Origin of the sequence: Paraburkholderia sp. (assembly GCF_028283785.1) — a bacterium.
In the GTDB taxonomy this organism is placed as follows: Bacteria; Pseudomonadota; Gammaproteobacteria; order Burkholderiales; family Burkholderiaceae; genus Paraburkholderia.
This window is the reverse complement of sequence record NZ_JAPWKB010000019.1, coordinates 226,126-252,556: the sequence shown is the minus strand read 5'-3', so window position 1 is coordinate 252,556 and position 26,431 is coordinate 226,126. Positions and strand designations below refer to the sequence as shown.

The window sequence follows — 26,431 nt, the reverse complement described above, 5'->3', positions numbered from 1 at the left end:
TGAGCAACGCGTTGTTTCCGTAAGAAAAAACCCGGCCGGGCGCCGGGTTTTTTTATGATCGTTCGGGCGAATCGTCGGGCTGGTCGGGCTGGTCGGCCTGCGCGTTGCCGCCGCGATCGTGCCGCCACAACACGTCGGCGCCGCCGTCCGCGCGATTCAGCACGCGGGCCAGCACGAACAGCAGGTCCGACAGCCGGTTCACATAACGGCGCGGCGCATCGTTCACACCAGCGGCATCGTTGCCCGCGTTGCCCGCGCCGCCCGCTTCGCCCAGCGCCACGATCGACCGCTCCGCGCGACGGCACACGGTCCGGCACACATGGGCGAGCGCCGCCGCGCGCGACCCGCCCGGCAAGATGAACTCCTTCAGCGGCGGCAATGTCGCGTTGTACGCCGCCAGCCACGCGTCGAGTTGCGCAAGCTGCGCATCGGCGATCATCGTATGGCCGGGAATACACAACTCGCCGCCGAGATCGAACAGATCGTGCTGGATCGTCACCAGCGCCGCCCGCACGTCGTCCGGCACGCTTTCGCACAGCAGCACGCCGAGATTCGAATTCAGTTCGTCGACATCGCCGATCGCGGCAATCCGCGCGCTGTCTTTGCGAACCCGGCTGCCGTCGCCGAGGCCCGTCGTGCCGTCGTCGCCGGTGCGGGTTGCAATCTTGCTCAAGCGGTTACCCATGATCTGCACGTCCTTTCGTTGCGTTACTGCTGCCGGCGACAAGCGCCGGAATCCGCCGCCGAAACCACGCCGGAAGCCGCTGACATTATAGTTTTCCCCTGCCCGACTGGCCGCCGGGCAGCAAACGAACGGCGTAAAATAAGCCATCTTATAAAACGCAATTCCGTCATCTGGAGACACGCGTGAACCAGCCCACTCCGTCGGCCGCCCTGCGCCGCCCCTTTCCCGCCGAACTCCTCGCCGCGCTGAAAGATGCGTTCGCCGACCGCGTGACCACCGCCGACGCCGTGCGCGCCCATCACGGCCGCGACGAATCGCCGTTCGACCCGCAACTGCCCGATGCAGTCGTATTTGCCCGCACCACCGAAGACGTGCAAACCGTCGTCAAGCTATGCGCCCAGTACAACGTGCCGGTCATTCCGTATGGCAACGGCTCGTCGCTGGAAGGACATCTGCTCGCGGTACAAGGCGGCGTGTCGATCGATCTGTCGGAGATGAACCGCGTGCTGTCGATCGACGCGGAAGACCTGACCGTCACGGTCGAGCCCGGCATTTCGCGCAAGCAGCTGAACGAAGCGCTGCGCGACACCGGACTGTTCTTCCCGATCGACCCGGGCGCGGACGCCAGCATCGGCGGCATGGCGGCGACGCGTGCGTCGGGCACCAACGCGGTCCGCTACGGCACGATGCGCGAAAACGTGCTCGGCCTGTCGGTCGTGCTGGCGGATGGCCGCGTCATCAAGACCGGCACGCGCGCGCGCAAATCGTCGGCGGGTTACGACCTGACGCGTCTGTTCGTCGGATCGGAAGGCACGCTCGGCGTCATCACCGAAATCACCGTGCGCCTGTATCCGCAACCGGAAGCGGTGTCGGCGGCAATCTGCACGTTTCCGTCGATGGGCGAAGCGGTGCGCACCGTCATCGAAACGATCCAGATCGGCGTGCCGATCGCGCGGGTCGAATTCGTCGATTCGCTCGCGATCCGCTCGATCAACCGTCATTCGAACCTGACGCTGCGCGAAGCGCCGACGCTGTTCTTCGAGTTCCACGGCACCGAATCCGGCGTCAAGGAACAGGCGGAGCTGGTTCAGGAACTGGCCACGCAAAACAACGGCGAAGGCTTCGAATGGGCGACCCGCCCCGAAGATCGCAGCCGTCTGTGGAATGCGCGGCACAACGCCTATTTCGCGATGCTGCAGTTGAAGCCAGGTTGCCGCGCCGTCACCACCGACGTCTGCGTGCCGATCTCGCGCCTCGCCGAATGCGTGGTCGAAACGGAGCAGGATCTGTTGGCCTCGCCGCTGCCCTGCCCGATCGTCGGCCATGTCGGCGACGGCAATTTCCACGTCGCGATCCTGATCGATCCCGACAAGCCCGAAGAACTGGTCGAAGCCGAACGGCTCAACCATCGCATCGTCGAACGCGCGTTGCGGATGGACGGCACCTGCACGGGCGAACACGGCGTCGGCCTGCACAAGATGGGCTTTCTGCTCGAAGAACACGGCGAAGTCGCGGTCGATACCATGCGCTCGATCAAACACGCGCTCGATCCGCGCAACCTGATGAATCCCGGCAAGATCTTCCTGTGGTCGGCCGCGTAAAGGCACGTACGACGCCGGATTAGTCGCTGTAGGAATCGAGGTTGCGCGGCTGCGGATACATCCGCAAATCCGATAAGAACCGCCCGCGGCCTCGCGCGTGCCACACAATCGCAGCACGTTGCGCAGGAGGAGACGACCCATGAACGCACCCACCGATCTGTCGGCCGAAGTGCTCGCGCAACGCCAGCGCGAAGTCGTGCAGGCGTTGATGGCGGTGCTGCCCACGCATTGCCTGCTGTATCGCGAAGAAGACACGGTCGCGTACGAATGCGATGGGCTCGCCGCCTACCGACGGCTGCCGCTTGCCGTCGCGCTGCCCGAAACGGAATCGCAGGTGCAGCGGATCGTGCAGATCTGTCATCGGCTCGATGTGCCGATCGTGCCGCGCGGCGCGGGCACCGGTCTGTCGGGCGGCGCGATGCCGATCCGTCACGGCGTGGTGGTGTCGCTCGCGCGCTTTCGCAAGATCGTCGATGTCGATCCCTACGCGCGCATCGCAATCGTCCAGCCGGGCGTGCGCAACCTTGCCATTTCCGAAGCCGCCGCACCTTACGGGCTGTACTACGCGCCCGATCCGTCGTCGCAGATTGCGTGCACGATCGGCGGCAACGTGTCGGAAAACTCCGGCGGCGTCCATTGCCTGAAGTACGGTCTGACGGTGCACAACGTGTTGCGCGTCAGAGCGGTCACGATGGAAGGCGAGATCGTCGAGTTCGGTTCACTTGGGCCGGACGCGCCGGGGCTCGATCTGCTGGCGGTGCTGATCGGCAGCGAAGGCATGTTCGCGATCGTCACCGAAGTCACGGTTCGCCTGATCCCGAAGCCGCAAACCGCGCAGGTCATCATGGCGAGTTTCGACGACGTCGTGAAAGGCGGCGATGCGGTGGCCGGCATCATCGCGGCGGGCATCATCCCGGCCGGTCTCGAAATGATGGACAAGGCGGCCACGCAGGCGGTCGAGGAATTCGTGAAGGCCGGTTACGACCTCGACGCGGCGGCGATCCTGCTGTGCGAATCGGACGGCACGGCGGAAGAAGTCGCCGACGAGATCGTCAGGATGACGGCCGTGCTGCGCGAACATGGCGCGACGCGTATCCAGATTTCGCGCAACGAGAGCGAGCGGCTGCGCTTCTGGTCCGGCCGCAAGAATGCGTTTCCGGCGGCGGGACGGATTTCGCCTGACTACTACTGCATGGACGGCACGGTGCCGCGTCGCAGTATCGGGCCGCTGCTCGCGCGCATCGAGGCGATGGAAAAGACCTACCGGCTGCGCTGCATCAACGTGTTCCATGCGGGCGACGGCAACATGCACCCGCTGATCCTCTTCAACGGCAACGATCTCGACGAGTGGCATCGCGCGGAGGCATTCGGCTCCGACATTCTCGAAGCCTGCGTCGAACTGGGCGGCACCGTGACGGGCGAGCACGGCGTCGGCATCGAGAAGATCAACTCGATGTGCGTGCAGTTTTCGCCGGAAGAGCGTGACGCGTTCCATGCGGTGAAACGCGCCTTCGACCCGCCCGGCCTGCTTAATCCCGACAAGGGCATCCCCACCCGCGCGCGCTGCGCCGAGTACGGCAAGATGCACGTGCGCGGCGGACTGCTGCCGCATCCCGATCTACCCCGCTTCTAGGCCACCGCCCGGCAGCCCGCCGCCTTCGCGGCTGCGGGCTCCGTGGCGCAACGCTTTCAAACCCTTCCCTGATTACCCGATACGGGTCCGTTCCGGGTTGTCAGCATGGTCGTGCCAGGTACAATCGAACGACAAACAACGAAGGACACCATGGAAGAGGACGACATCGTGGCCGGTTGGGCCGGGCGCATCCGCTCGGCAAGCGGGGAAGGCCGCACGCTGCGCATACGCGGCGGCGGTACCAAAGACTGGTACGGCCAGGCCCTGGAAGGCGAACTCCTCGACACCTGCGCTTACCGCGGCATCATCGCGTACGACCCGGCCGAACTGGTGATCACCGCGCGGGCCGGTACGCCGCTCGTGGAGATCGAGGCAAAGCTCGCCGAGCATCATCAGATGTTGCCGTTCGAGCCGCCGCACTTCGGCCCGGACGCCACCTTCGGCGGCTGCATCGCGGCGGGGATCGCCGGGCCGCGCCGGCCGTCGGCGGGCGCGGCGCGCGACTTCGTGCTCGGCGCGGTCGTCATGAACGGACAAGGCCAGGTGCTTCATTTCGGCGGTCAGGTCGTCAAGAACGTCGCGGGTTACGACGTGTCGCGGCTGATGGCAGGCTCGCTCGGCACGCTCGGGCTGATCCTCGAACTGTCGGTCAAGGTGCTGCCGCGTCCGCAGGCGGAAGCCACACTCAAATTCGATATGAACGGCACCGACGCCGTGCGCAAGCTCAACGAATGGGGCGGTCATCCGCTGCCGATCACCGGCAGCGCGTGGCGCAACGGCACGCTCGCCGTGCGTCTCGCGGGTGCGGAGAGCGCGGTGAAAAGCGCGCGCACGTCGCTGGGCGGCGAAGTCGTCGATGCGGTCGAAGCCGATCGTTTCTGGGCCGGCCTGCGCGAACAGACCGATCCATTTTTTGCGGCGATCTCGCCGAAAGCCGCGTTATGGCGACTGTCGTTGCCGACGGTCACCGAGCCGTTGCAACTGCCCGGCGCGCAATTGATGGAATGGGGCGGCGGCCAGCGCTGGTGGATCACCGACACCGACGCGCAAACCGTGCGCATCAGCGCGAAACAGGCCGGCGGCCACGCGACGATCTTCCGTACCGGCGCAGGCTTCGACCGAAGCGCCGGGGTGTTCACGCCGTTGCCCGCACCGCTGATGAAAATCCATCGCGGCCTGAAGGCAGCGTTCGACCCCGCGCGCATCTTCAACCGCGGCCGGCTGTATCCCGACTTTTGAGCACGCGATGCAAACCAACCTCGCGGACTTCGTTCGCCACACTCCCGACGGCGTCGAAGCGGACGCCATTCTGCGCAAGTGCGTGCATTGCGGCTTTTGCACCGCGACCTGCCCGACCTATCAACTGCTCGGCGACGAACTCGACGGTCCGCGTGGCCGCATCTATCTGATCAAGCAGATGGTCGAAGGCGCGGAAGTGACGCGCAGTACGCAAGTGCATCTGGACCGCTGCCTGACCTGCCGCAATTGCGAGACGACGTGCCCGTCCGGCGTGGAATACGGAAGACTGGTCGAGATCGGCCGCAAGCTGACCGAAGAAAAAGTGCCGCGTCCGTTCGGCCAGCGTCTGACGCGTCGTCTGCTGGCGAGCTTCGTGCCGAACGAAGCGCTGTTCACGCCCGCGATACGCATCGGACAGCACGTGCGCGCGCTGCTGCCGAAGAAGCTGCGCGACAAGGTGCCCGCGCGGCAACGCCCGCTCACGTGGCCGACCGCGACACACGCGCGCAAGATGCTGATGCTCGCGGGTTGCGTGCAACCGTCGATGATGCCGAACGTCAATATCGCGACCGCACGCGTGCTGGACCGGCTCGGCATCGAGACGGTGATTGCGCCGGAGGCCGGTTGCTGCGGCGCGATCCGTCTGCATCTCGGCTACAACGACGACGCGCTCGACGACATCCGCGCGAATATCGACGCGTGGTGGCCGTATGTCGAACAGGGTGTCGAAGCCATCGTGATGAACGCGTCGGGCTGCGGCGCGACCGTCAAGGAATATGCGCATCTGCTGCGCGACGATCCGGCGTATGCGCAAAAGGCCGCGCGCATCACCGGGCTGACCCGCGATCTCGCGGAAATCCTGCCCGAATTCGAGGACGCGCTGGCCGCCGCGACGCGTCAGCGTTCGGTGCATACCGTCGCGTTTCATCCGCCGTGCACGTTGCAGCACGGCCAGCAGATTCGCGGCAAGGTCGAGCATCTGCTCGGCGCACTCGGCATCGATGTCCGGCTGCCTGCGGATAGTCACTTGTGCTGCGGATCGGCGGGCACGTATTCGCTGACGCAACCAAAACTGTCCTATGCGCTGCGCGATCAGAAACTCGATCGGCTGCATGCCCAGGATCCGCAAGTGATCGTGTCGGCGAACGTCGGCTGCATCGCGCATCTGCAAAGCGGCACGTCTACGCCGGTCGCGCATTGGATCGAACTCGTCGAGCACATGCTGTCTCCCACCGACCACGGGTGAAACGATCGGCGCAGCGTCCGTATAATCGGGGATATCGCTTTCTGAACGACACCTCAGGTTCATGCCCGATCTCGTACACAACCTCGACGCGGTGCAGCAGCGCATCGCCCTCGCCGCGCACGTGGCCGGACGCGATCCGCGTTCGGTGACCCTGCTGGCCGTCGCCAAAACCTTCCCCGCCGAAGACGTGCGCGCCGCGCATGCCGCCGGTCAACGGGCGTTCGGTGAAAACTACCTGCAGGAAGCGCTGACCAAAATCGACGCGTTGGCCGATTTGCGGACATCGCTCGAATGGCATTTCATCGGGCCGTTGCAGTCGAACAAGACGCGCCCGGTCGCCGAGCACTTCGACTGGGTGCATTCGGTCGATCGTCTCAAGATCGCGCAACGGCTGGCCGAACAGCGCCCCGCGTCGATGCCGCCGCTCAACGTCTGTCTGCAGGTCAACATCAGCGGCGAAGCGTCGAAAAGCGGCGTAACGGCCGCCGAAGCATCCGAAGTCGCCCACGCGATCGCCGCGATGCCGCAACTGCGTCTGCGCGGCCTGATGGCGATTCCCGAACCGGCCGGCAGCATCGAGACGCAACGCGAGCCGCACCGGAAGTTGCGCGAACTGTTCGAGCAGTTGAATGCGGACGGCCTTGCGCTCGACACGCTGTCGATGGGCATGTCCGACGATCTCGAAGCCGCCGTTCTCGAAGGCGCCACCATCGTGCGGGTCGGCACAGCCATTTTCGGCGCACGCGACTACTCCAACTGATTACCCGGAACATCATGAAAATTGCATTTATCGGCGGCGGCAACATGGCTGCGGCGCTGATCGGCGGCCTTATCAAACGCGGCGTCGCGCCGTCGGATGTCTATGTGATCGACCCGAACCAGGCGGCGCGCGAGCGCAACGTGCAACAGTTCGGCGTCACGACCGGCGAAGCCATCGACGGAACGCTGTCGAACTTCGATGCAATCATGCTGGCCGTCAAACCGCAAGGCGCCAAAGATGTCGCCGGGGCGCTCGCGCCGCATCTGAACGGCTCGCAACTGGTGATCAGCATCATGGCCGGGATTCGCAGCATCGACCTGGCGCGCTGGCTGAACGGCCATGCACGGATCGTCCGCGTGATGCCGAATACGCCTGCGCTGATCGGCATGGGTGTGTCGGGCCTCGCGGCCACCGGCGATGTCGACGAAAGCGGTCGCGCGCTCGCGACGCAAGTGCTCGGCGCGGTCGGCGAAACCGTCTGGTTCGACGATGAATCGAAGATCGATGCGGTCACGGGCATTTCAGGCAGCGGCCCGGCCTACGTGTTCTATTTCATCGAAGCGTTGCAGGAAGCCGCTCGTCAGCTCGGCTTGGACGACGAGCAAGGCCGCGCGCTCGCGGTCGCGACCTTCACGGGCGCGGCGCAACTGGCCGCGCAATCGGACGAACCGGCGAGTGTGTTGCGTGAACGCGTGACGTCGAAAGGCGGCACGACAGCCGCTGCGTTGGCCGCCTTCGACGCGCTCGGCGTGAAGGATGCGATCGTGCGCGGCGCGCTCGCCGCCGACGCCCGCGCGAAGGAAATGGGCGAGGAATTCGGTCAGCAGTAACGCGGCGCGTTCGCGCGGTAACCGGAAATGAAAAAGGCGACGGGATTTCCCGTCGCCTTTTTTGCATTCGTCCAGCGAAACCACCGCCTAGAACGATGCGATCGCGTAATGCGCGGCGATCCCGGCGAACAGCGCGCCGCCCAGCCAGTTGTTGTGTTTGAACGCGGCGAAACACGGCATGCGTTCGCGGTTGCGAATCAGCGTGTAGTGATAGACCGCACACCCCGCGGCCGCCGCGAGTCCGAGCCAGTACAGCACGCCGAACGCGAGCGAAACCCCGATCCACGCGTAGATGCCCAGCGTGACCGCGTAGCACAGCATGATCGCGGCGACGTCGAAGCGGCCGAAGGTCAGCGCCGACGTGCGAATGCCGATCTTGATGTCGTCGTCGCGATCGACCATCGCGTATTCGGTGTCGTACGCGACCGACCAGAACACGTTGGCAATCAGCATGATCCACGCGAGCATCGGCACGTGATTCTGCACGGCCGCGAACGCCATCGGAATCCCGAAGCCGAACGCGATGCCCAGATACGCCTGCGGAATGGCGAAAAAACGTTTCGTGAACGGATAGCTACCCGCGACGAACAACGCCGCCACCGACAACTCTTTCGTCAGCGCATTGAGCGGCAGGATCAGCAAAAACGCGACCAGCGCGAGTCCAGCGGCGAGCGCGACGGCTTCCCACGAACGGATCTTGCCGGAGGTCAGCGGACGGTTTTCGGTGCGCTTCACGTAGCGGTCGAAGTCGCGGTCGGCGTAATCGTTGATCGCACAGCCGGCCGAGCGCATCAGCACCGTGCCGACCGCGAAGATCAGCAATAGCGACAGCGACGGGCGTCCGTCCGACGCAATCCACAACGCGTTGAGCGTCGGCCACAGCAGCAGCAGGCTGCCGATCGGCTTGTCCATCCGGATAAGACGCCAATAGAGCGGGAGTCGGGCTAGCATGATGAACCTGAGGCGTTGAGCGATGCGATAAGTGGCGCGATGCCACGCGATGCCGCTATTTTAGCGGCTATCGCGATGCGGACCGGTTGTCGGCTGCATCGCGGCGACGGACAGGCGCGAAGGCGCACCCGTCAACGAAAAAGCCCCGCGCGGGGCGGGGCTTTTCGCTGTGCTGCGTGTGCATCGGAACCCGCGGTGTGTCGCGATGTTGCGCGTGACGTGCCGGGTTCCGGTTGCGCTCAAGCCAGCATCGAACGCAACATCCACGCGGTTTTTTCGTGCGTTTGCATGCGTTGCGTCAGCAGGTCGGCAGTCGGTTCGTCGTTCGCGGCTTCCGTCGACGGGAAGATTGCGCGTGCGGTACGGACCACGGCTTCCTGACCTTCCACCAGCTGGCGGATCATTTCTTCGGCAGCCGGAACGCCGTCCGCTTCCGGGATCGACGACAGCTTTGCGAAATCACGATAGCTGCCCGGCGCATGCACGCCCAGCGCACGGATGCGTTCCGCGATCGAATCGACTGCGAGCGCGAGTTCGTTGTACTGCGTCTCGAACATCAGATGCAGTGTGTTGAACATCGGACCCGTGACGTTCCAGTGGAAGTTGTGGGTCTTCAGGTAAAGCGTGTACGTGTCGGCCAGCAGATGCGACAGACCTTCGGCAATTTTCTTGCGGTCTTTGTCGCTGATACCGATGTTGACGTGCTGGACGGGTGCGGCTTCTTTCTTGGCCATGATGACTCCTTTGAAGAGTGATTCGAACCAGTCGGCGGTTCTATGGTGATGTGTGTGAAAGCATCAACGCTTGAACGACCGATAGTTTAGCCTGAATCAACGCAGCGACAACGCGGGACTCGCTGCTGCGCGCTGTGGCGCAAGCGCGCAGCAGCGCCCGGTCAGCCGCCGAATGCGTGCTGCACGCCCTGCGCGACGATGACCGCGAAACCGCTCGTGACGATCGCGAGGCCGAGCGCGGTGCGCGACATCGCGCTGTTCGTGACCAGTGTGCGCTGAATCGCATGGACCATGATTCTTCTCCTTGAGTCTGCACGGTTCAGAACGCGCGCCCGACGCGCGCGTTCTGCTTACTTCGTTTCCGCGAGCGCCGCGATCGCGGCGATCACACCTTCGGCATAAGCCGGGTCCGCCTTGCGGAAATGCTCGATCTGACGCGCGACGATCTCCTTCGGCACGCCGGCGACGTGACGGGCGATGTTGCCGAACAGCCGTTGACGTTGCGCATCGTCGAACAGCGCGAACAGCATGCCCGGCTGCGTGTAGTAATCGCCGTCATCACGATGATCGTAACGGTCCACCGCGCCCGCTGCGAGCGGCGGCTCCGACGCGTTGCGGTCTTGCGCGAAGTCGCCGAAGCGATTCGGCTCGTAGTTCACGTTGCCGCCCAGATTGCCGTCCACGCGCATGCCGCCGTCACGATGGAACGAGTGCGGGTTGGCGACGCGCGACGCATTCACCGGAATCTGGTGATGGTTGATGCCAAGGCGATAACGCTGCGTATCGCCGTACGAGAACAGACGCCCTTGCAACAGACGGTCCGGCGAAAAGCCGATGCCCGGCACGACGTTGGCGGGCGTAAATGCAGCCTGCTCGACGTCCGCGAAATAGTTCTGCGCATTACGGTTCAACTCGATCGTGCCGACGTCGATCAACGGATAGTCTTTCTGCGACCAGACTTTCGTGATGTCGAACGGGTTGAAGCGGTAGGTCGCGGCTTCGGCTTCCGGCATCACCTGGATGGCGAAGCGCCACTTCGGGAAATTGCCCTCGTCGATGTTGCCGATCAGATCGCGCTGTGCGCTTTCACGGTCGTTCGCGACCACTTGCGCCGCTTCGGCATCCGTGAAGTTCTCGACGCCTTGCATCGACTTGAAGTGGAACTTCACCCAGAAACGCTCGTTGTTCGCGTTGATAAACGAGTACGTGTGCGAACCGAAACCATGCATCTGACGGAAGTTCTGCGGAATGCCGCGATCACTCATCAGGATCGTCACCTGATGCAGCGATTCCGGATGACGCGACCAGAAGTCCCACGCGGCGACGTTGCTGCGCATGTTGGTGTACGGATCGCGCTTTTGCGTGTGGATAAAGTCCGGAAACTTCAGCGGATCGCGGATAAAGAACACCGGCGTGTTGTTGCCGACGATGTCCCAGTTGCCCTCTTCCGTGTAGAACTTGATCGAGAAACCGCGCACGTCGCGTTCGGCGTCTGCGGCACCGCGCTCGCCGGCAACCGTCGAAAAGCGCATGAACATCGGCGTTTGCTTGCCGACTTCGGCGAACACATTGGCCTTCGTGAAACGCGAGATGTCCTGCGTGACGGTCAGCGTGCCGAATGCGCCCGAACCCTTCGCGTGAACGCGGCGCTCGGGAATCACTTCGCGGTCGAAGTGGGCGAGCTTTTCGAGCAACCACACGTCTTGCAGCACGACCGGGCCGCGCGGGCCGGCGGTGACGGAGTTCTGGTTATCGGCGACGGGTGCGCCGGCAGCGGTGGTGAGATTGCGTTCGGTCATCGTGGGAACTCCAGGTCTTATTGTGGGAATCGACGGAACGTCGAAGCAAAAGCGAATGGACGGTAACGGGAGGGCTCAGCCTGCCAGCGCGCGATCGACCAGCAACGACACCGCGACGGTGCGCAAGCTACCGAACGACGCGGCAAAACCGGTCGAGGCCGCGGCAGGTTGCGTAGCAGTGGGCTGGGATGGCTGCGTGTGGGGTTGCGTCATGGTGTCCTCCGGTGTGGTCGGATCAGGCGACCCGTGAGGAACACTATAACAATGCTATCGAATTAGCGTGGTTGATTAACTTAATCTATTCGATAGGGGGCGGCATCAGCCGCCTTTTTGCGCTCGCGCGCGGTGCGCGCGGCGCACGGAATCACCGGGCGGGCGCCCGGCTCCGTTCAGTTTCCGCTCAGTTGACGGCAGCGGGCATGTCGAGCTTTTTGACGCCCGGCAGGTCGCACGCGGCGATCGCGTCGCAGATTGCATCGATGGCGGGCATGCGTGTGAAGCTCTTGCGCCACGCGAGCACCACGCGGCGATCCGGCACCGGATCGTCGAACGCGACATAGCTGAGCAGACCGGCATCGATCCCGCCCGCATGCGGCTTGACCTCATGCACCGACATGCGCGGCAGCACGGTAATGCCCACGCCGCTTGCCACCATGTGACGAATCGTTTCCAGCGACGAGCCTTCGAACGTTTTCTGGATACCGTCCGCGTTTTGCGAAAAACGCATCAGTTCCGGACAGACGCCGAGCACATGGTCGCGGAAGCAGTGACCACTGCCGAGCAGCAGCATGGTTTCCTGCTTGAGGTCGTCCGGATCGATCTTCGGACGCGTTTCCCACGCATGACCCGACGGCAGCGCGACGACGAACGGTTCGTCGTACAGCGAACGCAGCATAAGACCGGTTTCGGGGAACGGCAACGCCATGATCGCGACGTCGATTTCACCTTGCTTGAGCAGTTCGATCAGCTTCAGCGTGTAATTTTCCTGAAGCATCAACGGCATCTGCGGGACGCGCTTGATCATCTGCTTGACCAGCGTGGGCAGCAGATACGGCCCGATCGTATAGATCACGCCCAGACGCAGCGGCCCGACCAGCGGATCCTTGCCCTGCTTCGCGATTTCCTTGATGGCGAGCGTCTGTTCGAGCACGCGTTGCGCCTGCGTGACGATCTGCTCGCCGATCGGCGTCACGCTGACTTCGCTCGTGCCGCGCTCGAAGATCTGCACGTTGAGCTCGTCTTCGAGCTTCTTGATTGCGACCGACAGCGTCGGCTGGCTGACGAAACACGCCTCGGCCGCGCGGCCGAAATGCCGTTCGCGGGCAACCGCGACGATGTATTTCAATTCAGTGAGCGTCATTGGGGACCAATCAGTGCGGTGGATCGATAGGTTTCAGTTATGTGAGTTATACACTGTATGGGGTCGATTCGCCAAGTTCTGGCCGCTCGGTGCGCAGCGGGTCCGTGCGAGGCTTGTGCGGCGGCTCGTCCGCGACCGCACCGCCAGTCGGTTTGCAGCTTTTTACCGTTCGATGACGCGTCAGGGTTTCTTTGCAAAAGCGTGTCGAAATCGTTAGAAAGTGCCAACGCATCACGCGCATGCCGCTCAGGCCTTGAGAAACTGCTCGCGGTTCGCGAGCCAGCGCGTCAGGTGCTGCGTGACCACCAGCGGGTATTCCGCCAGCAGCACGCCCGCGGCTTCCCGCGCAGGTTCGATCAACCAGCCGTCGTTTTCGAGGTCGGCGAAGCGCAGCATCGCCGCGCCCGACTGCCGCGCGCCGAGGAATTCGCCCGGACCGCGAATCTCCAGATCCCGCCGCGCGATCTCGAAGCCGTCGGTGGTTTCGCGCATCGTCTGCAATCGCGCGCGGCCGGTCATCGACAGTGGGCCGGTGTAGAGCAGCACACACACCGACGCCGCCGTGCCCCGCCCCACGCGTCCGCGCAACTGATGCAACTGCGCGAGCCCGAACCGCTCGGCGTGTTCGATCACCATCAACGACGCATTCGGCACGTCCACGCCGACTTCGATCACCGTCGTCGCGACCAGCAGTTGCACTTCGTTGCGCGAAAACGCATCCATCACCGACGCTTTCTCGCCTGGCGCGAGGCGTCCGTGGACCAGTCCGACGTTCAACTCCGGCAACGCGGCGACCAGCGTTTCGTAAGTCTCGACCGCCGTCTGCAGCTGCAAGGTCTCGCTTTCCTCGATCAGCGGACACACCCAATACACCTGACGCCCCGTCAACGCTGCCTCGCGCACCCGCGCGATCACTTCTTCGCGGCGCGCGTCGGACACCAGCTTGGTCAGGATCGGTGTGCGGCCGGGCGGCAATTCGTCGATGGTGGAGACGTCGAGATCGGCGTAGTACGTCATCGCGAGCGTGCGCGGAATCGGCGTCGCGGACATCATCAGTTGATGCGGCTGAAAATCGTGCGCGCCGTCCGACGCGTTCTGCGCCTTGGCCCGCAACGCAAGCCGCTGCGCAACGCCGAACCGGTGCTGTTCGTCGACGATCACCAGACCGAGGCGCGCGAATTCCACTGCGTCCTGAATGATGGCGTGCGTGCCGATCACGAGTTGCGCCGTGCCGAGCGCGGCGGCTTCGATCGCGGCGCGCTTCTCTTTCGCCTTCAGACTGCCGGCCAGCCATGCCACCGACACGCCCAACGGTTCCAGCCAGCCGCGCAACTTGCGCGCGTGCTGTTCCGCGAGGATTTCGGTGGGCGCCATCAGCGCGGCCTGGTAGCCGGCGTCGATGGCCTGCGTGGCGGCGAGCGCGGCCACGATGGTCTTGCCGCTGCCGACGTCGCCCTGCAACAGACGCTGCATCGGATGCGGCTGCGTCAGATCCAGCGCAATCTCGCCGCCGACGCGCTGCTGCGCCGCCGTCAGCGAAAACGGCAAGGTGTCGAGCAAACGCCTGACGAGCGAAGTGGGATCGTCCGACGCGCGACGCGGCATTGTCGGCGCGGTGCGTCGGCGGCGCTCTTCGTGCGCGCGCTTCAGCGACAGTTGCTGCGCGAGCAATTCCTCGAACTTGATACGCGTCCACGCCGGATGCGTGCCGTCGATCAGCGCGGTTTCGTCCGAGCTCGCGTCGGGATGATGCAGCGTGCGCACCGCGTCCATCAGGCCGGGCACGCCGAGCGGCGCCATGTAGGTTCGGGCGATCGCGTCGGGCAGCAATTCGGGCAAGGACGTGCGTGCGAGCGCGCTGTCGATCGCCTTGCGCAAATAGGCTTGCGACACGCCGGCCGTGCTCGGATAAACGGGCGTCAGCGCTTGCGGCAACGGCGTGTCGTCGTCTACGACGCGTACGGCCGGATGCACCATCTCCATGCCGAAAAAGCCGCCGCGCACGTCGCCGCGCACCCGCAGACGCTTGCCGATCGCCATTTGCGAGACTTGCGAGCCGTAGAAATTCAGAAAGCGCAGGATCAGTTCGTCGCCGGCGTCGTCGTGCATCTTGACCAGCAACTGGCGACGCGGCCGGTACGCGATTTCGTTGTCGTACACGACGCCTTCGGTCTGCGCGATGCCGCCCGGCAGCAGATGGCCGATCGGCGTCAGCGAGGTTTCGTCCTCGTAGCGCATCGGCAGATGGAGCACCAGATCGATGTCGCGCGTGAGCCCGAGTTTCGCGAGTTTGTCGACGGTTTTGGCGGGCGCCGGTTTCCTCTTCGCGTCTTTGGCCGCGGACTTCGCCTGGGCCTTCGAGCTGTCGTTCGCGGTGGCCTGAGCGGATTCGCTCGCGGCTTCTTTCGTGCGGTCCATCATGGGCGCGTCGCCGCCCGCGCCCGGCTCGCCGCTCGCCGTCCTGCCTCGCGCGGCGCGGCGCTTCGGCGCGGCCTCGACTTCATCGGCATCGGGAGACGGACGGTGTTCGGACAAGGGCATGGGTCGCTTCGCAAGTACAATATCGGCTTTCAATGGTATGGCCGCTCAGCGCGCCGGTACGCGGGTCGCTGCGGCGTCCCGCAATCATAGCCGCTCGCTGCACGGCTTCGCGCCATTCCGTTCCGTTTTCGCATCCAGTTGGCCCGCATGTTCACGCTTTCCGATTTCGATTTCGACCTGCCGCCCGAATTGATCGCGCAGGTCGCGCTGCCCGAGCGCAGCGCCAGCCGTCTACTCGAAGTAGACGGCACCCGCACGCCCGCGCACTTTACCGACCGCGGTTTCGCGGCACTGCCCGCGTGCATCGCGCCGGGCGATCTGCTCGTCTTCAACGACACCAAGGTGTTGAAGGCGCGTTTCCTTGGCCAGAAGGCCAGCGGCGGCAAGATCGAAGTGCTGGTCGAACGGTTGACCGGAGAACGCACCGCGCTCGCGCAGATTCGCGCCAGCAAAAGCCCGGTGACGGGCACCACGCTGCGTCTCGCCGACGCGTTCGACGTCACGGTCGGCGAGCGTGTCGAGCCGTTCTACACGCTGCATTTCCCCGACGACTGCCTGACGCTGATCGAGCAGTTCGGCCGTCTGCCGCTGCCGCCGTACATCGAGCACACGCCCGACGCCAACGACGAAACCCGCTATCAGACCGTATTCGCGCAGAATCCGGGCGCGGTTGCCGCGCCCACGGCCGGTCTGCATTTCGACGACGCCCTGCTCGCGCAACTCGACGAGCGCGGCGTGCAGCGTGCCGCGCTGACGCTGCACGTCGGCGCGGGGACGTTCCAGCCGGTGCGCGTCGACAATATCGCCGAGCACAAGATGCACAGCGAGTGGTATCAGTTGCCGCAAACGCTGGTGGACCGGATTGCCGAGACGAAGGCGCGCGGCAACAAGGTGATCGCGGTCGGCACGACATCGATGCGCGCGCTCGAAGCCGCCGCACGCGACGCCGCCGACGCAGGCCACCCGCTCGCCGCCACCGCCGCCGAAACCGATATCTTCATCACGCCGGGTTATCAGTTCCGCGTGGTCGACCGGCTGGTGACGAACTTCCATCTGCCGAAATCGACCTTGCTGATGCTGGTGTCGGCATTCGCCGGCGTCGAGACGATTCGCGCCGCGTATCGCCACGCAATCGAAGAGCGTTACCGCTTCTTCAGTTACGGCGACGCAATGCTGCTGACGCGCAGCGACACGCCGCTGCAGGCTTGAACGCGGCCGCGATCCGCTGAGTTTGCACACCGGACGGGCGGCCCGCCGCCACGTCCGGTACGCGAAATCGTGAAACCGTGACGCCGCACCACCGTAACACCCGCAGCGTTCTCCGCCACCGCGCCCCGCGCGACGGCGTTTATTGTTTGCGCCGGACTGTTCTCCGGTAGCACGAGGAGTTTCCCCATGACCGACGGTCATCTGCATGCCCCGGCGGCCGACAACGCCGCCAACGCGCACGTTCCGCCCGCGAACGGCCTCAAGTTCGATCTGCTCGCCACCGACGGCCAGGCCCGTCGCGGCCGGCTGACGCTGAATCACGGCGTGGTCGAAACGCCGATCTTCATGCCGGTCGGCACTTACGGCACGGTGAAAGCCGTGCAGCCGCGCGAACTCGAAGAGATGCACGCGCAGATCATTCTCGGCAACACCTTCCACCTGTGGCTGCGCCCCGGGCTCGAAACGATCGGCGCGCACGGCGGCCTGCATCGCTTCATGGGCTGGAACAAGCCGATCCTGACGGATTCGGGCGGCTTTCAGGTGTTTTCGCTCGGCGATCTGCGCAAGATCACCGAAGATGGCGTCACGTTCGCATCGCCGATCAACGGCGACAAGCTGTTCCTGTCGCCGGAAGTGTCGATGCAAGTCCAGAAGGTGCTGAATTCGGACGTCGTGATGCAGTTCGACGAATGCACGCCCTACGCAACCAACGACATCCCCACGTCGCATCAGGACGCGGCCGATTCGATGCGCATGTCGATGCGTTGGGCCCAGCGCTCGATCGACGAATTCAAGCGTCTCGACAATCCGAACGCGCTGTTCGGCATCGTCCAGGGCGGCATGTTCGAAGACCTGCGCGACGAATCGCTGGCCGGTCTGGCGGACATGGATTTCCACGGCCTCGCGATCGGCGGCCTGTCGGTCGGTGAGCCGAAGGAAGACATGATGCGCGTGCTGAATCACATCGGCCCGAAGCTCCCGGCCGACAAACCGCACTATCTGATGGGCGTGGGAACGCCGGAAGATCTGGTGGCCGGCGTCGCGGCCGGCGTCGATATGTTCGACTGCGTGATGCCTACTCGCAACGCGCGCAACGGCTGGCTGTTCACGCGTTTCGGCGACATCAAGATCCGCAACGCGGCGCACAAGAACTCGCTGCGCCCCCTCGACGAACAATGCGGTTGCTATACGTGTCGCAATTTCACGCGCGGCTATCTGCATCACCTGCATCGCGTCGGCGAAATCCTCGGTGCGCAACTGAACACGATCCACAACCTGCACTACTACCTCGAGTTGATGCAGGAAATGCGCGATTCGATCGAAGCGAAAATGTTCGACGCATTCCGCAAGCGCTTTCACGAAAATCGCGCACGGGGTGTCGAGCAGCCCGGCTAGCCGCGCACAGCAAGGCTTGCGGCCGGCGTGACCGGCCGCGCGCGGCGATTCGTCCGGTGAATTTCCGTGTATGCGGCACCAGACCTTACAATCCCACTACAGCGCGTCCGGCAAAGGGCTTTAACAGCTTGATCGTAAAGCCGATTTGCGGCGCGTTCGTCGCAAAGGCCGGTGGTAGAATAACCGGCTGATTTTTTTAGTCGTTTTATAACGGAGAGACCAACGTGTCGTTCATTTCAAACGCCTTCGCCCAAGGCAGCGCAGGTGGCGCTGAATCGAGCCTGATGAGCTTCCTGCCGCTGATCCTGATGTTCGGCGTGCTGTACTTCATCATGATCCGTCCGCAGATGAAGCGTCAAAAAGAACATCGCAACATGCTGTCTGCGATGGCAAAAGGCGATGAAGTCGTGACGAACGGCGGCATCGTCGGCAAGGTGACGAAGGTCGGCGAAGCTTACGTCGGCGTCGAAATCTCCGAAGGCACTGAAATCACCGTTCAGAAAGCGTCGGTCACGACGATTCTCCCGAAGGGCACGATCAAGTCGCTGTAAGGCCTGCTCTCTCGCGTCCGGCGCGGCCTCGCCGGGGCTGAAGCGCCAGGTCATCCAACCTCGCTTCGGCCCTCGCGCTCATCGCCGGACGCATCGCTTCCAAGCCAACCTTCCCGTTGGACCACTCCATGAATCGTTACCCCCTCTGGAAATACGTCGTGATGCTGGTGGCGCTCGCCATCGGCCTCGTGTACACGCTGCCCAATTTCTTCGGCGAAGCGCCGGCGGTGCAGGTGTCGAGCGGCAAGGCGACGGTCAAGCTCGACTCGTCCACGTTGTCGGCGGTCGAAGCCGCGTTGACGTCGGCGCAGGTCAAGCCTGACGACATCACGTTCGACACCTCGTCGAGCAACGCGAACATCCGTGTGCGTCTGCCGGACACCGACACGCAACTGCGCGTGAAAGACCTGCTGCAAAAGTCGCTGAACAGCGACCCGAACGATCCGCAATACATCGTCGCGCTGAATCTGCAAAGCGCCTCGCCGCGCTGGCTGACCGCGCTGCACGCGTTGCCGATGTACCTCGGTCTCGATCTGCGCGGCGGCGTCCACTTCCTGCTGCAGGTCGACATGGCCGGCGCGCTGAACAAGAAGCTCGATTCCGACGCTTCCGACGCACGCACGACGCTGCGTGACCAGAACATTCGCGACGGCGGCGTGAACCGCGTCGGGCAATCGGTGGTGATCAATTTCGCCGACGAATCCGTCGCCGAAACCGCGCGCAAGCAGCTCACCACGAGCCTCTCCGAACTCCAGTGGGAGACGCAACCCGCATCCGGTGGCGGCTTCCAGCTGGTCGGCACGTTCACGCCGGCAGTGCAGAAGGCCGTTCAGGACGCAGCGCTCAAGCAGAACATCACGACGCTGCATAACCGGGTGAACGAACTCGGCGTGGCCGAACCGGTGATCCAGCAGCAAGGCTCCGACCGTATCGTGGTCGAACTGCCGGGCGTGCAGGACACCGCGAAGGCGAAGGACATCATCGGCCGCACGGCGACGCTCGAAGCGCGTCTGGCCGATCCGGTCAACCTGCATCCGAACCCGTCCGATCCGGTCCCGCCGGGCGACGAACTGTTCACGCAGGGCGCGCAAACGCCGGTGCTGTTGCGCAAGCAGATCATCTTCACGGGCGACCGCATCATCGACGCGTCGTCGGGTTTCGACGAACATCAGCGTCCGTCGGTGAATATCCGCCTCGACGGTCCGGGCGGACGCGCCGTGCGTGCCGTGTCGCGCGACAACATCGGCAAGCCGATGGCGATGGTGCTGTTCGAAAAGGGCAAGGGCGAAGTGCTGACGGTGGCGACCATCCAGTCGGAACTGGGCGACCGCTTCCAGATCACCGGCCAGCCTAACCCGCAAGCCGCCGCCGACCTCGCGCTGCTGCTGCGCGCCGGTTCGCTGGCCGCGCCGATGGATATCATCGAAGAACGCACAATCGGCCCGAGCCTCGGCGCGGACAACATCAGCAAGGGCTTCCATTCCGTCGAATGGGGTTTTGTCGCGATCGCCGTGTTCATGGTCGCGTACTACATGCTGTTCGGCGTGATCTCGATGATCGGGCTGTCGGTCAACCTGTTGCTGCTGGTCGCGGTGCTGTCCATGTTGCAGGCCACGCTGACGCTGCCGGGTATCGCCGCTATCGCGCTCGCGCTCGGTATGGCGATCGACGCGAACGTGCTGATCAACGAGCGCGTGCGCGAAGAACTGCGTAACGGCGCGCCGCCGCAACTCGCCATCCAGAACGGCTACGCGCACGCATGGGCGACCATTCTGGACTCGAACGTCACGACGCTGATCGCTGGTCTTGCGCTGCTCGCATTCGGCTCCGGCCCGGTGCGCGGCTTCGCGATCGTCCACTGTATCGGCATCCTGACGTCGATGTTCTCGGCGGTGTTCTTCTCGCGCGGTCTCGTGAACCTCTGGTACGGCGGCAAGAAGAAGCTGAAGTCGCTGGCGATCGGTCAGGTGTGGCGTCCGGAGACGGCAGGCAACGCGGCCGCGTTGACGTCGGACGAAGACACCCAGGCCGCCGACGCCGCCCGAGCCGTGATGGCGTCGAGCGCGAACCGCGCGAAAGCGCAGGCGCGTGCCGGCAAGCCGACCGTGCGTCGTCGCACCGACGCGGACGGTTCGCCGCGCAAACCGGGTTCGCCCCGCTGAGCCCCGGAGATCAGGAACATGGAATTTTTCCGCATTCGTAAAGACATTCCGTTCATGCAGCGCGCGTTGGTGTTCAACGCGATCTCGCTGCTGACGTTTATCCTCGCCGTGTTTTTCCTGCTGCATCGCGGGCTGCATCTGTCGGTGGAATTCACCGGTGGCACGGTCATCGAAGTGCAGTATCCGAACGCGGTGCCGCTCGAACCGCTGCGCGATTCGCTCGGCAAGATGGGTTACGCCGATGCGCAGGTACAGAACTTCGGCACCTCGCGCGACGTGCTGATCCGTTTGCCGCTGAAGCAGGGCTTGACCTCGGCGCAGCAGAGCGATCAGGTGATGGACGGCCTGAAGTCGCAAGACGCGTCGGTGAAATTGCAGCGCGTCGAGTTCGTCGGACCGCAGGTCGGCAAGGAACTCGCCACCGACGGCCTGCTCGCGCTCGCGTGCGTGGTCGCCGGCATCGTGATCTATCTGTCGTTCCGCTTCGAATGGAAGTATGCGGTGGCCGGCGTGATCGCCAACCTGCACGACGTGGTGATCATTCTCGGCTTCTTCGCGTTCTTCCAGTGGGAGTTCTCGCTGTCGGTGCTGGCTGCGGTGCTCGCGGTGCTCGGCTACTCGGTGAACGAATCCGTGGTTATCTTCGACCGGATTCGCGAGACCTTCAAACGCGAACGCAAGATGACGGTCATGGAAGTCATCAACCACGCGATCACCAGCACGATGTCGCGCACGATCATCACGCACGGTTGTACGCAGATGATGGTGCTGTCGATGTTCCTGTTCGGCGGTCCGACGCTGCACTACTTCGCGCTCGCGCTGACGGTCGGTATTCTGTTCGGTATCTACTCGTCGGTGTTCGTCGCGGCGGCGCTGGCGATGTGGTTCGGCGTCAAGCGTGAAGATCTGGTGAAAGACAAGAAAGAACGTCACGATCCGGACGATCCTAACGCCGGCGCGCAAGTCTGATCGCGCACGCGTAGTCCACGCTCGCGCATAAAAAAAGGCCGGTTCTGTCGAACCGGCCTTTTGCATTTCAACGCCGGAATCGAGCCCGGCATGTGCGCGTCGGATTACCGGAAACCCAACCGGCGACGCGCCATCAGCAACGCGATCAGACTGATGATCGCCGCGAAGATCAGGTAGAAACTCGGCGCCGCTTTCGAGCCGGTCGCACCGATCAACCACGCGATGATGAACGGCCCGAAGCCGCCGAAAATCGTCACCGCGACGTTATACGCGAGCGACATGCCGGTGGTGCGCGTCTGCACCGGAAACATCTCCGACAGCAATCCCGGCAAGGCGATCCGAAATAGCCAGTCATCAGCAGACCGAAGACCGCCTGCAACGCCAGCAAGGTGCCGAAAGTGGGATGCGCGATCAGATACAGGAACGCCGGGTAGATCAGCACCAGCAGCAACACGGCGGGCAGCAGCATGATGCGCACGCGCCCGTAACGGTCCGACCAGTGTCCGACGATCGGCGCGAACACCAGCTGGATAGCGCCCGTCAGCCCGATCGCCGTGAACGCAACCGACGGCGCGAGTCCCAGTTGTCTGATGCCGTAGGTCGGCATGAACAGCACCAGATACGTCGCCACCGTGCCCAGCACCACCGTACCGATTGCGATCAGCAGCCGTTCGGTTTGCCCGGTCAGCGTGTCGCGGATCGGCGTGCGGGTCGGTTCGACCGCGAGAAACTCAGGCGTTTCGTCGAGTTGCGTGCGGATGTACCACGCCACCGGCCCGATCAGCAGCCCGAAAAAGAACGGCACGCGCCAGCCCCACGCCGCCATCTGAGCCGCGCTCAGCTGGGTCGTCAGCAATACGCCGAAGCCTGCGGCGAGCAGCGTCGTGAGACCTTGGCTCGCAACCTGCCAGCTCGCGAAAAAGCCGCGTCGCTCGGGCATATGTTCGGCGAGAAAAGCCGTCGCACTGCCGAACTCGCCGCCCGCCGAGAAACCCTGCATCAGCCGCGCGAGCACGAGAATCACCGGCGCGGCGAGGCCGATGCTTTGATACGTCGGCAAGATCGCGATCACCAGCGTGCCGGTCATCATCAGCAGGATGGACAGCGTCAACGCCGCCTTGCGCCCGGCCCTGTCCGCGTACGCGCCCAGCACGATCGCGCCGAGCGGCCGCATGAAGAACGCCACGCCGAACGTGCCGAGCGTCACGAGCAGCGACACCGTGTCGTTGCCCGCCGGAAAAAACAGCTTCGCGATCACGACCGCGAAGAAACCGTAGACCACCAGATCGAACCATTCGAGCGCGTTGCCGATCGATGCCGCGACCACCGTGCGCCATGAACCCGTTCGGCCTGCCGCGAGCGGCGAGGACGTCGTTGCTTGCATGCGGATCTCCATCCTGTAAGTTTGTTGTGATGCGCCACATGTACCTTAAAAATTAAAAGCACGCGAGCGGCAAAAACCCATCCCGGACGGCGCGGCACGGCACGGCGTCGCAAAACGCGCGCCGATAAAAAAACCGCTTCGTCGCAAAGCGAACGAAGCGGTCTGGCGGTCATGCGCCGACGCGGCGCGCCGGCGTGAATCCCGCGTGGCGACGCTTACTGCTTGATGCCTTCGGCCTGGATATGCAGCTTGGTGTCGAGGTTGAAGCCGTACTTCTTGCCGAATTCCATACCGTAATCGCCACGGTCGAAATGCGCGCTGGCTTCGACGCCGCACACTTCACGCTTGAGCATCGGATGCGGCATGCACTTGAACGATTCGATGGTCAGGTTCAGCGGCTTCGTGATGCCGTGCATCGTCAGCGTGCCGACCACTTCGACCGGCTTGTCGCCGTCGAAACGGATCGACGTGCCCTTGTATTCGGCGCTCGGGAATTTCGCGACGTCGAAGAATTCCGGCGTCTTCAGATGGTCGTCGAGCTTCGCGTTGCCGGTCTGCACCGACGCGGGATCGATCGTCACGTCCACCGTGCCGGTTTTCGCGGCGCGGTCGAGCGTCACCGTGCCCGAGCTTTTCGTGAACTTGCCGCGCCACACCGACAGGCCGCCGAAGTGATCCGCCTCGAAACTCGGATAGGTGTGGGTCGGATCGAGCATATAGGTGTCGGCCGCAAACGCGCCGAACGAAGCCGAAGCCGTCACTGCACCTACGATGCCCACTGCGATCAACAGGTTCTTTTTCAACTCAATCTCCTTGCAATTGCATGCTGCCGCACGCGCCGGCAACGCATTGCCGATGGCGCGCGGCCCAGGTTATCGATGCCGGACGCGCTGCTTCACGATGTCACGATTTGCGTGCGGCGACGATATGAAACTTGATCAGCACTTCGTCGGCGACCACCGACGTATCTTTCCATTCGCCCGTACCGATATCGAATTGCGAGCGTTTGATCGGCAGGCTGCCGTCGAACGTCTGGGTTGCGCCCTGCTGCGTCACCGTGACCGGCACCACGACCGTCTGCGACTTGCCCTTGATGGTCAGCTTGCCCGTCACCTTGAACTGGTTCGGGCCGCCGGCCGGTGCAATCGCGCTGGAGACGAAGGTGGCGCTCGGATAGGTCTTCGCGTCGAACCATTCCTTGCCGCGCACCTGTTCGTTGTAGCTTTCGTCGCCGAGATCGTAGCTCCCGGTGTCGATGGTGAATTGCGCGCTGCCGTCGGCGGGTTTGGCCGGATCGAACTTCACCTGTGCGCTGAACTTGCCGAACTTGCCCTCGACCGGCACATTCATCTGCTTCGAGGTTGCCGTGACGGTGCTTTTCGTGGCGTCGACCTGAGCGAGCGCACTGCCCGCCGCCGTCAACGAAGCCGCCGCAAACGCGGCCAGCATGTAGCGATAGAACGAAACCTTCATGTCTTTCCTTTTGTCCTTATTTGATGAAAGGGATCATCCGCGACAGCAAGCCGTCGCGGTCCAGCCATTGATGCTTGAGCGCGGCCACCACGTGCAGGATCACCAGCACGAGCAGCGTGTAGTTCAGCGTGATGTGAACCGTCTTCAGGATTTCCTTCAGCGCGGGATCGGGCGCAATCAGCCGGGGCAACGGCACGAGGCCGAGATAGACGACCGGCACGTTCGCCGCCGAGCTGTACAGATAACCCGACGCCGGAATTGCAATCATCAGCACATACAGCAGCAAATGCACGAAGTGCGCGGCACCGCGCTGCCACACGGGCATGCGCCGGGGCATCGGCGGCGCGGCATGGGTGGCGCGCCAGAGAATGCGAAAAATTGCCAACGCGAACACCGTCACGCCGATCCATTTGTGCCACGAGAAATATTTGAGCTTGGTGGGCGTGAAGCCGGGGATATCGGTCATCACCCAGCCGAGTGCGAAGCCGCACACGATCAGCAGCGCAATCAGCCAGTGAAACGCGATGGCGGTGCGCGTGTAAGTCTCGCGGCTGCCGAAGGAAGGACTCATTGCCATGACGGGTCGACGCACGTTGTAGAGCCCGCCGAAAAGCGGCCTCCGGGTTTAACGACATATGAACGACACAGGCAGGCCGCTTATTCCGTTGCGGTTTCCGGCATGTCGGGTCGGACTGTTTTCTTTCTAAGCCTTTCGTCGCGCGCGGGGTTCGCACGGCCGCCACCGACTGCCGTGCGACCGGTCTCCACCCCCGGCTGCGATTTGCCCGTGACGGACGTCACGGCCGCCATGCTACCGCATGCGCGAAAAGCGCGTGAGCGCATCGCTTCGCCTTCTATCATGGGGCTTACAGCCGGCATGCAGTCTGTTGCAGGACAGCTTCGCCATGCCGGAATCCGGCCGCATCGGAAATTGAACAATTGGGGCCACACATTGTCCGACAAGCCAGAGCATTCCGTTGCTGCCGACGTGGCCTGGCCCGTGCTAGCGCATCCTCAGGGTTGCCTTTGGTACTATTGCTGGACGTTTCTCGCCGGCCCTTGCCGTGTCCGTCTGCGTTACCTGTAACGCCCACAATGCCTCGCCCTTCTGCCGCATGGACCATGAGAATCTGATCGCGTGTCATGAGTGCGACACGCTGTTTCGCAAGCCACGGCTCCTGGGCCGTCGCACCGTCGCGCGTTGCCCGCGCTGCGGTGCATCGTTGTATCGCAGCGTGTCGGCGCGGCTCGACCTCGTCACCGCGATGACAATGGCCGCGCTGATCACCTTCGTGATCGCGCAGGGCTATCCGATCGTCGAACTCGAAACCAACGGCATCACGTCGCAAACCACGCTGTTCGGCGCGTTGATCGCGCTGTGGAACGAGGATATGCAGATCGTCGCCGTGATGGTGTTCTGCTCGACGCTGCTGTTTCCGCTGACCGAACTCGTTGCGCTGCTGTACGTGCTGATGCCGATCCGCGCGGGCTACGTGCCGCCCGGCTTCAATACTGTGCTGCGCGCCATCCAGTTCGTGCGGCCGTGGGGCATGATCGAAGTGTTCATGCTCGGCGTGCTGGTCACGCTGGTCAAAATGGTCAGTCTCGCGCGCGTGATTCCCGAAGCCGCGCTGTTCGCGTTCGGCGTGCTGACGCTGATGTTCGCCGTCGTCGTGGCGTTCGATCCCCGCACGCTGTGGGATATCGCCGACGAAATCGCCGGTGGCCGCCGCCGCGTGCCGCCGCGCACCGCGGCCGACAGCGCCGCGATCGCCGTCGCCGACATGCAACCGGACGTCGCCGAGATTCCCGATACGCCCGATACGCCCGATACTCGAGCCGAGCCTGCGGCCCCGAGCGGCCCAGGCGCCGTCGGCGGCCCGGCCGCCGCCCCTCGCAACGGATGAGC

At 63.9% G+C, this 26,431-nt stretch carries 23 protein-coding genes and 1 pseudogene; 12 read left to right on the top strand and 12 right to left on the bottom strand.

Translation table 11 applies throughout. The features are described from left to right. Window positions 1-52: 52 nt before the first annotated feature. The gene (locus PW947_RS23430) at window positions 53-685 is read right to left on the bottom strand and encodes a cob(I)yrinic acid a,c-diamide adenosyltransferase (protein WP_299634789.1); all 633 of its coding nucleotides are present in this window, start codon (window positions 683-685) and stop codon (window positions 53-55) included. A gap of 182 nt (window positions 686-867) precedes the next feature. Between PW947_RS23430 and PW947_RS23425 the strand changes: the two genes are divergently transcribed. The 6 genes from PW947_RS23425 (at window position 868) to proC (ending at window position 7,994) form a co-directional block, all read left to right on the top strand. After that, on the top strand, window positions 868-2,286 hold the full coding sequence (locus PW947_RS23425) for an FAD-linked oxidase C-terminal domain-containing protein (RefSeq protein WP_299634788.1): 1,419 nt from the start codon (window positions 868-870) through the stop codon (window positions 2,284-2,286). Between the two features lie 139 nt (window positions 2,287-2,425). Further along, entirely contained in the window at window positions 2,426-3,919 is a 1,494-nt protein-coding gene (locus PW947_RS23420; protein WP_299634787.1) for an FAD-linked oxidase C-terminal domain-containing protein, read from the top strand. A 150-nt stretch (window positions 3,920-4,069) separates the two neighbouring features. Next, window positions 4,070-5,158 (top strand): glycolate oxidase subunit GlcE, encoded by a 1,089-nt coding sequence (glcE, locus tag PW947_RS23415; RefSeq protein ID WP_299634786.1) that lies wholly within the window; start codon window positions 4,070-4,072, stop codon window positions 5,156-5,158. Window positions 5,159-5,165: 7 nt separating this feature from the next. Then, complete coding sequence (glcF, locus tag PW947_RS23410; RefSeq protein WP_299634785.1) at window positions 5,166-6,404, top strand: glycolate oxidase subunit GlcF; 1,239 nt, start codon at window positions 5,166-5,168, stop codon at window positions 6,402-6,404. Between the two features lie 61 nt (window positions 6,405-6,465). Next, entirely contained in the window at window positions 6,466-7,164 is a 699-nt protein-coding gene (locus tag PW947_RS23405; protein ID WP_299634784.1) for a YggS family pyridoxal phosphate-dependent enzyme, read from the top strand. Window positions 7,165-7,178: 14 nt separating this feature from the next. Next, entirely contained in the window at window positions 7,179-7,994 is an 816-nt protein-coding gene (proC, locus tag PW947_RS23400; protein WP_299634783.1) for a pyrroline-5-carboxylate reductase, read from the top strand. An 87-nt stretch (window positions 7,995-8,081) separates the two neighbouring features. Here the strand turns inward: proC and ubiA are convergent, their stop codons facing one another. The 7 genes from ubiA to recG form a co-directional block, all read right to left on the bottom strand. Beyond that, complete coding sequence (ubiA, locus tag PW947_RS23395) at window positions 8,082-8,945, bottom strand: 4-hydroxybenzoate octaprenyltransferase (protein ID WP_299634782.1); 864 nt, start codon at window positions 8,943-8,945, stop codon at window positions 8,082-8,084. A 239-nt stretch (window positions 8,946-9,184) separates the two neighbouring features. Continuing rightward, entirely contained in the window at window positions 9,185-9,679 is a 495-nt protein-coding gene (locus tag PW947_RS23390) for a Dps family protein (protein WP_299634781.1), read from the bottom strand. A gap of 161 nt (window positions 9,680-9,840) precedes the next feature. Next, window positions 9,841-9,972, bottom strand: coding sequence for a hypothetical protein (locus PW947_RS23385; RefSeq protein WP_299634780.1), 132 nt, complete (start codon window positions 9,970-9,972; stop codon window positions 9,841-9,843). A 57-nt stretch (window positions 9,973-10,029) separates the two neighbouring features. Beyond that, window positions 10,030-11,478 (bottom strand): catalase, encoded by a 1,449-nt coding sequence (locus PW947_RS23380; protein ID WP_299634779.1) that lies wholly within the window; start codon window positions 11,476-11,478, stop codon window positions 10,030-10,032. A 75-nt stretch (window positions 11,479-11,553) separates the two neighbouring features. Continuing rightward, the gene (locus PW947_RS23375; RefSeq protein ID WP_299634778.1) at window positions 11,554-11,691 is read right to left on the bottom strand and encodes a hypothetical protein; all 138 of its coding nucleotides are present in this window, start codon (window positions 11,689-11,691) and stop codon (window positions 11,554-11,556) included. 187 nt (window positions 11,692-11,878) lie between these two features. Further along, entirely contained in the window at window positions 11,879-12,838 is a 960-nt protein-coding gene (locus PW947_RS23370) for a LysR substrate-binding domain-containing protein (RefSeq protein WP_299634777.1), read from the bottom strand. A gap of 246 nt (window positions 12,839-13,084) precedes the next feature. Beyond that, a complete protein-coding gene (recG, locus tag PW947_RS23365; RefSeq protein ID WP_299634776.1) occupies window positions 13,085-15,379 on the bottom strand; it encodes an ATP-dependent DNA helicase RecG in 2,295 nt (764 codons plus the stop codon). 147 nt (window positions 15,380-15,526) lie between these two features. On the opposite strand from recG, the gene queA reads away from it, so the two are divergent. From queA to secF, 5 genes are all read left to right on the top strand, one after another. Next, the gene (queA, locus tag PW947_RS23360; RefSeq protein WP_299634775.1) at window positions 15,527-16,588 is read left to right on the top strand and encodes a tRNA preQ1(34) S-adenosylmethionine ribosyltransferase-isomerase QueA; all 1,062 of its coding nucleotides are present in this window, start codon (window positions 15,527-15,529) and stop codon (window positions 16,586-16,588) included. A 186-nt stretch (window positions 16,589-16,774) separates the two neighbouring features. Continuing rightward, a complete protein-coding gene (gene tgt, locus PW947_RS23355) occupies window positions 16,775-17,983 on the top strand; it encodes a tRNA guanosine(34) transglycosylase Tgt (protein WP_299634774.1) in 1,209 nt (402 codons plus the stop codon). A 224-nt stretch (window positions 17,984-18,207) separates the two neighbouring features. After that, a complete protein-coding gene (gene yajC / locus PW947_RS23350; protein ID WP_299634773.1) occupies window positions 18,208-18,534 on the top strand; it encodes a preprotein translocase subunit YajC in 327 nt (108 codons plus the stop codon). A 128-nt stretch (window positions 18,535-18,662) separates the two neighbouring features. After that, window positions 18,663-20,696 carry a protein translocase subunit SecD gene (gene secD, locus PW947_RS23345; RefSeq protein ID WP_299634772.1) on the top strand — a complete coding sequence of 678 codons (2,034 nt, stop codon included), beginning with the start codon at window positions 18,663-18,665 and terminating at the stop codon, window positions 20,694-20,696. Between the two features lie 18 nt (window positions 20,697-20,714). Then, window positions 20,715-21,665, top strand: a complete 951-nt coding sequence (gene secF, locus PW947_RS23340; protein ID WP_299634771.1) for a protein translocase subunit SecF — start codon at window positions 20,715-20,717, stop codon at window positions 21,663-21,665. Window positions 21,666-21,769: 104 nt separating this feature from the next. On the opposite strand, the pseudogene PW947_RS23335 reads toward secF, so the two are convergent. From PW947_RS23335 to PW947_RS23320, 4 genes and pseudogenes are all read right to left on the bottom strand, one after another. Beyond that, window positions 21,770-23,049 (bottom strand): annotated as a pseudogene (locus PW947_RS23335) (MFS transporter). Between the two features lie 215 nt (window positions 23,050-23,264). Beyond that, the gene (locus PW947_RS23330) at window positions 23,265-23,840 is read right to left on the bottom strand and encodes a YceI family protein (RefSeq protein WP_299635974.1); all 576 of its coding nucleotides are present in this window, start codon (window positions 23,838-23,840) and stop codon (window positions 23,265-23,267) included. Between the two features lie 112 nt (window positions 23,841-23,952). Beyond that, window positions 23,953-24,522 (bottom strand): YceI family protein, encoded by a 570-nt coding sequence (locus PW947_RS23325; protein WP_299634770.1) that lies wholly within the window; start codon window positions 24,520-24,522, stop codon window positions 23,953-23,955. Window positions 24,523-24,538: 16 nt separating this feature from the next. Next, window positions 24,539-25,099 (bottom strand): cytochrome b, encoded by a 561-nt coding sequence (locus PW947_RS23320; protein ID WP_299634769.1) that lies wholly within the window; start codon window positions 25,097-25,099, stop codon window positions 24,539-24,541. Window positions 25,100-25,637: 538 nt separating this feature from the next. Here PW947_RS23320 and PW947_RS23315 point away from each other — a divergent pair. Next, on the top strand, window positions 25,638-26,429 hold the full coding sequence (locus tag PW947_RS23315; protein WP_299634768.1) for a paraquat-inducible protein A: 792 nt from the start codon (window positions 25,638-25,640) through the stop codon (window positions 26,427-26,429). The last annotated feature ends 2 nt before the right edge of the window (window positions 26,430-26,431 follow it).

Bases quoted from the DNA above. Each gene is read 5' to 3' on its own strand.
- PW947_RS23430 (WP_299634789.1), bottom strand. From the start codon at position 685: ATGGGTAACCGCTTGAGCAAGATTGCAACCCGCACCGGCGACGACGGC.
- PW947_RS23420 (WP_299634787.1), top strand. From the start codon at position 2,426: ATGAACGCACCCACCGATCTGTCGGCCGAAGTGCTCGCGCAACGCCAG.
- glcE (WP_299634786.1), top strand. From the start codon at position 4,070: ATGGAAGAGGACGACATCGTGGCCGGTTGGGCCGGGCGCATCCGCTCG.
- glcF (WP_299634785.1), top strand. From the start codon at position 5,166: ATGCAAACCAACCTCGCGGACTTCGTTCGCCACACTCCCGACGGCGTC.
- PW947_RS23405 (WP_299634784.1), top strand. From the start codon at position 6,466: ATGCCCGATCTCGTACACAACCTCGACGCGGTGCAGCAGCGCATCGCC.
- proC (WP_299634783.1), top strand. From the start codon at position 7,179: ATGAAAATTGCATTTATCGGCGGCGGCAACATGGCTGCGGCGCTGATC.
- ubiA (WP_299634782.1), bottom strand. From the start codon at position 8,945: ATGCTAGCCCGACTCCCGCTCTATTGGCGTCTTATCCGGATGGACAAG.
- PW947_RS23390 (WP_299634781.1), bottom strand. From the start codon at position 9,679: ATGGCCAAGAAAGAAGCCGCACCCGTCCAGCACGTCAACATCGGTATC.
- PW947_RS23385 (WP_299634780.1), bottom strand. From the start codon at position 9,972: ATGGTCCATGCGATTCAGCGCACACTGGTCACGAACAGCGCGATGTCG.
- PW947_RS23380 (WP_299634779.1), bottom strand. From the start codon at position 11,478: ATGACCGAACGCAATCTCACCACCGCTGCCGGCGCACCCGTCGCCGAT.
- PW947_RS23375 (WP_299634778.1), bottom strand. From the start codon at position 11,691: ATGACGCAACCCCACACGCAGCCATCCCAGCCCACTGCTACGCAACCT.
- PW947_RS23370 (WP_299634777.1), bottom strand. From the start codon at position 12,838: ATGACGCTCACTGAATTGAAATACATCGTCGCGGTTGCCCGCGAACGG.
- recG (WP_299634776.1), bottom strand. From the start codon at position 15,379: ATGCCCTTGTCCGAACACCGTCCGTCTCCCGATGCCGATGAAGTCGAG.
- queA (WP_299634775.1), top strand. From the start codon at position 15,527: ATGTTCACGCTTTCCGATTTCGATTTCGACCTGCCGCCCGAATTGATC.
- tgt (WP_299634774.1), top strand. From the start codon at position 16,775: ATGACCGACGGTCATCTGCATGCCCCGGCGGCCGACAACGCCGCCAAC.
- secD (WP_299634772.1), top strand. From the start codon at position 18,663: ATGAATCGTTACCCCCTCTGGAAATACGTCGTGATGCTGGTGGCGCTC.
- secF (WP_299634771.1), top strand. From the start codon at position 20,715: ATGGAATTTTTCCGCATTCGTAAAGACATTCCGTTCATGCAGCGCGCG.
- PW947_RS23325 (WP_299634770.1), bottom strand. From the start codon at position 24,522: ATGAAGGTTTCGTTCTATCGCTACATGCTGGCCGCGTTTGCGGCGGCT.
- PW947_RS23320 (WP_299634769.1), bottom strand. From the start codon at position 25,099: ATGGCAATGAGTCCTTCCTTCGGCAGCCGCGAGACTTACACGCGCACC.
- PW947_RS23315 (WP_299634768.1), top strand. From the start codon at position 25,638: ATGGACCATGAGAATCTGATCGCGTGTCATGAGTGCGACACGCTGTTT.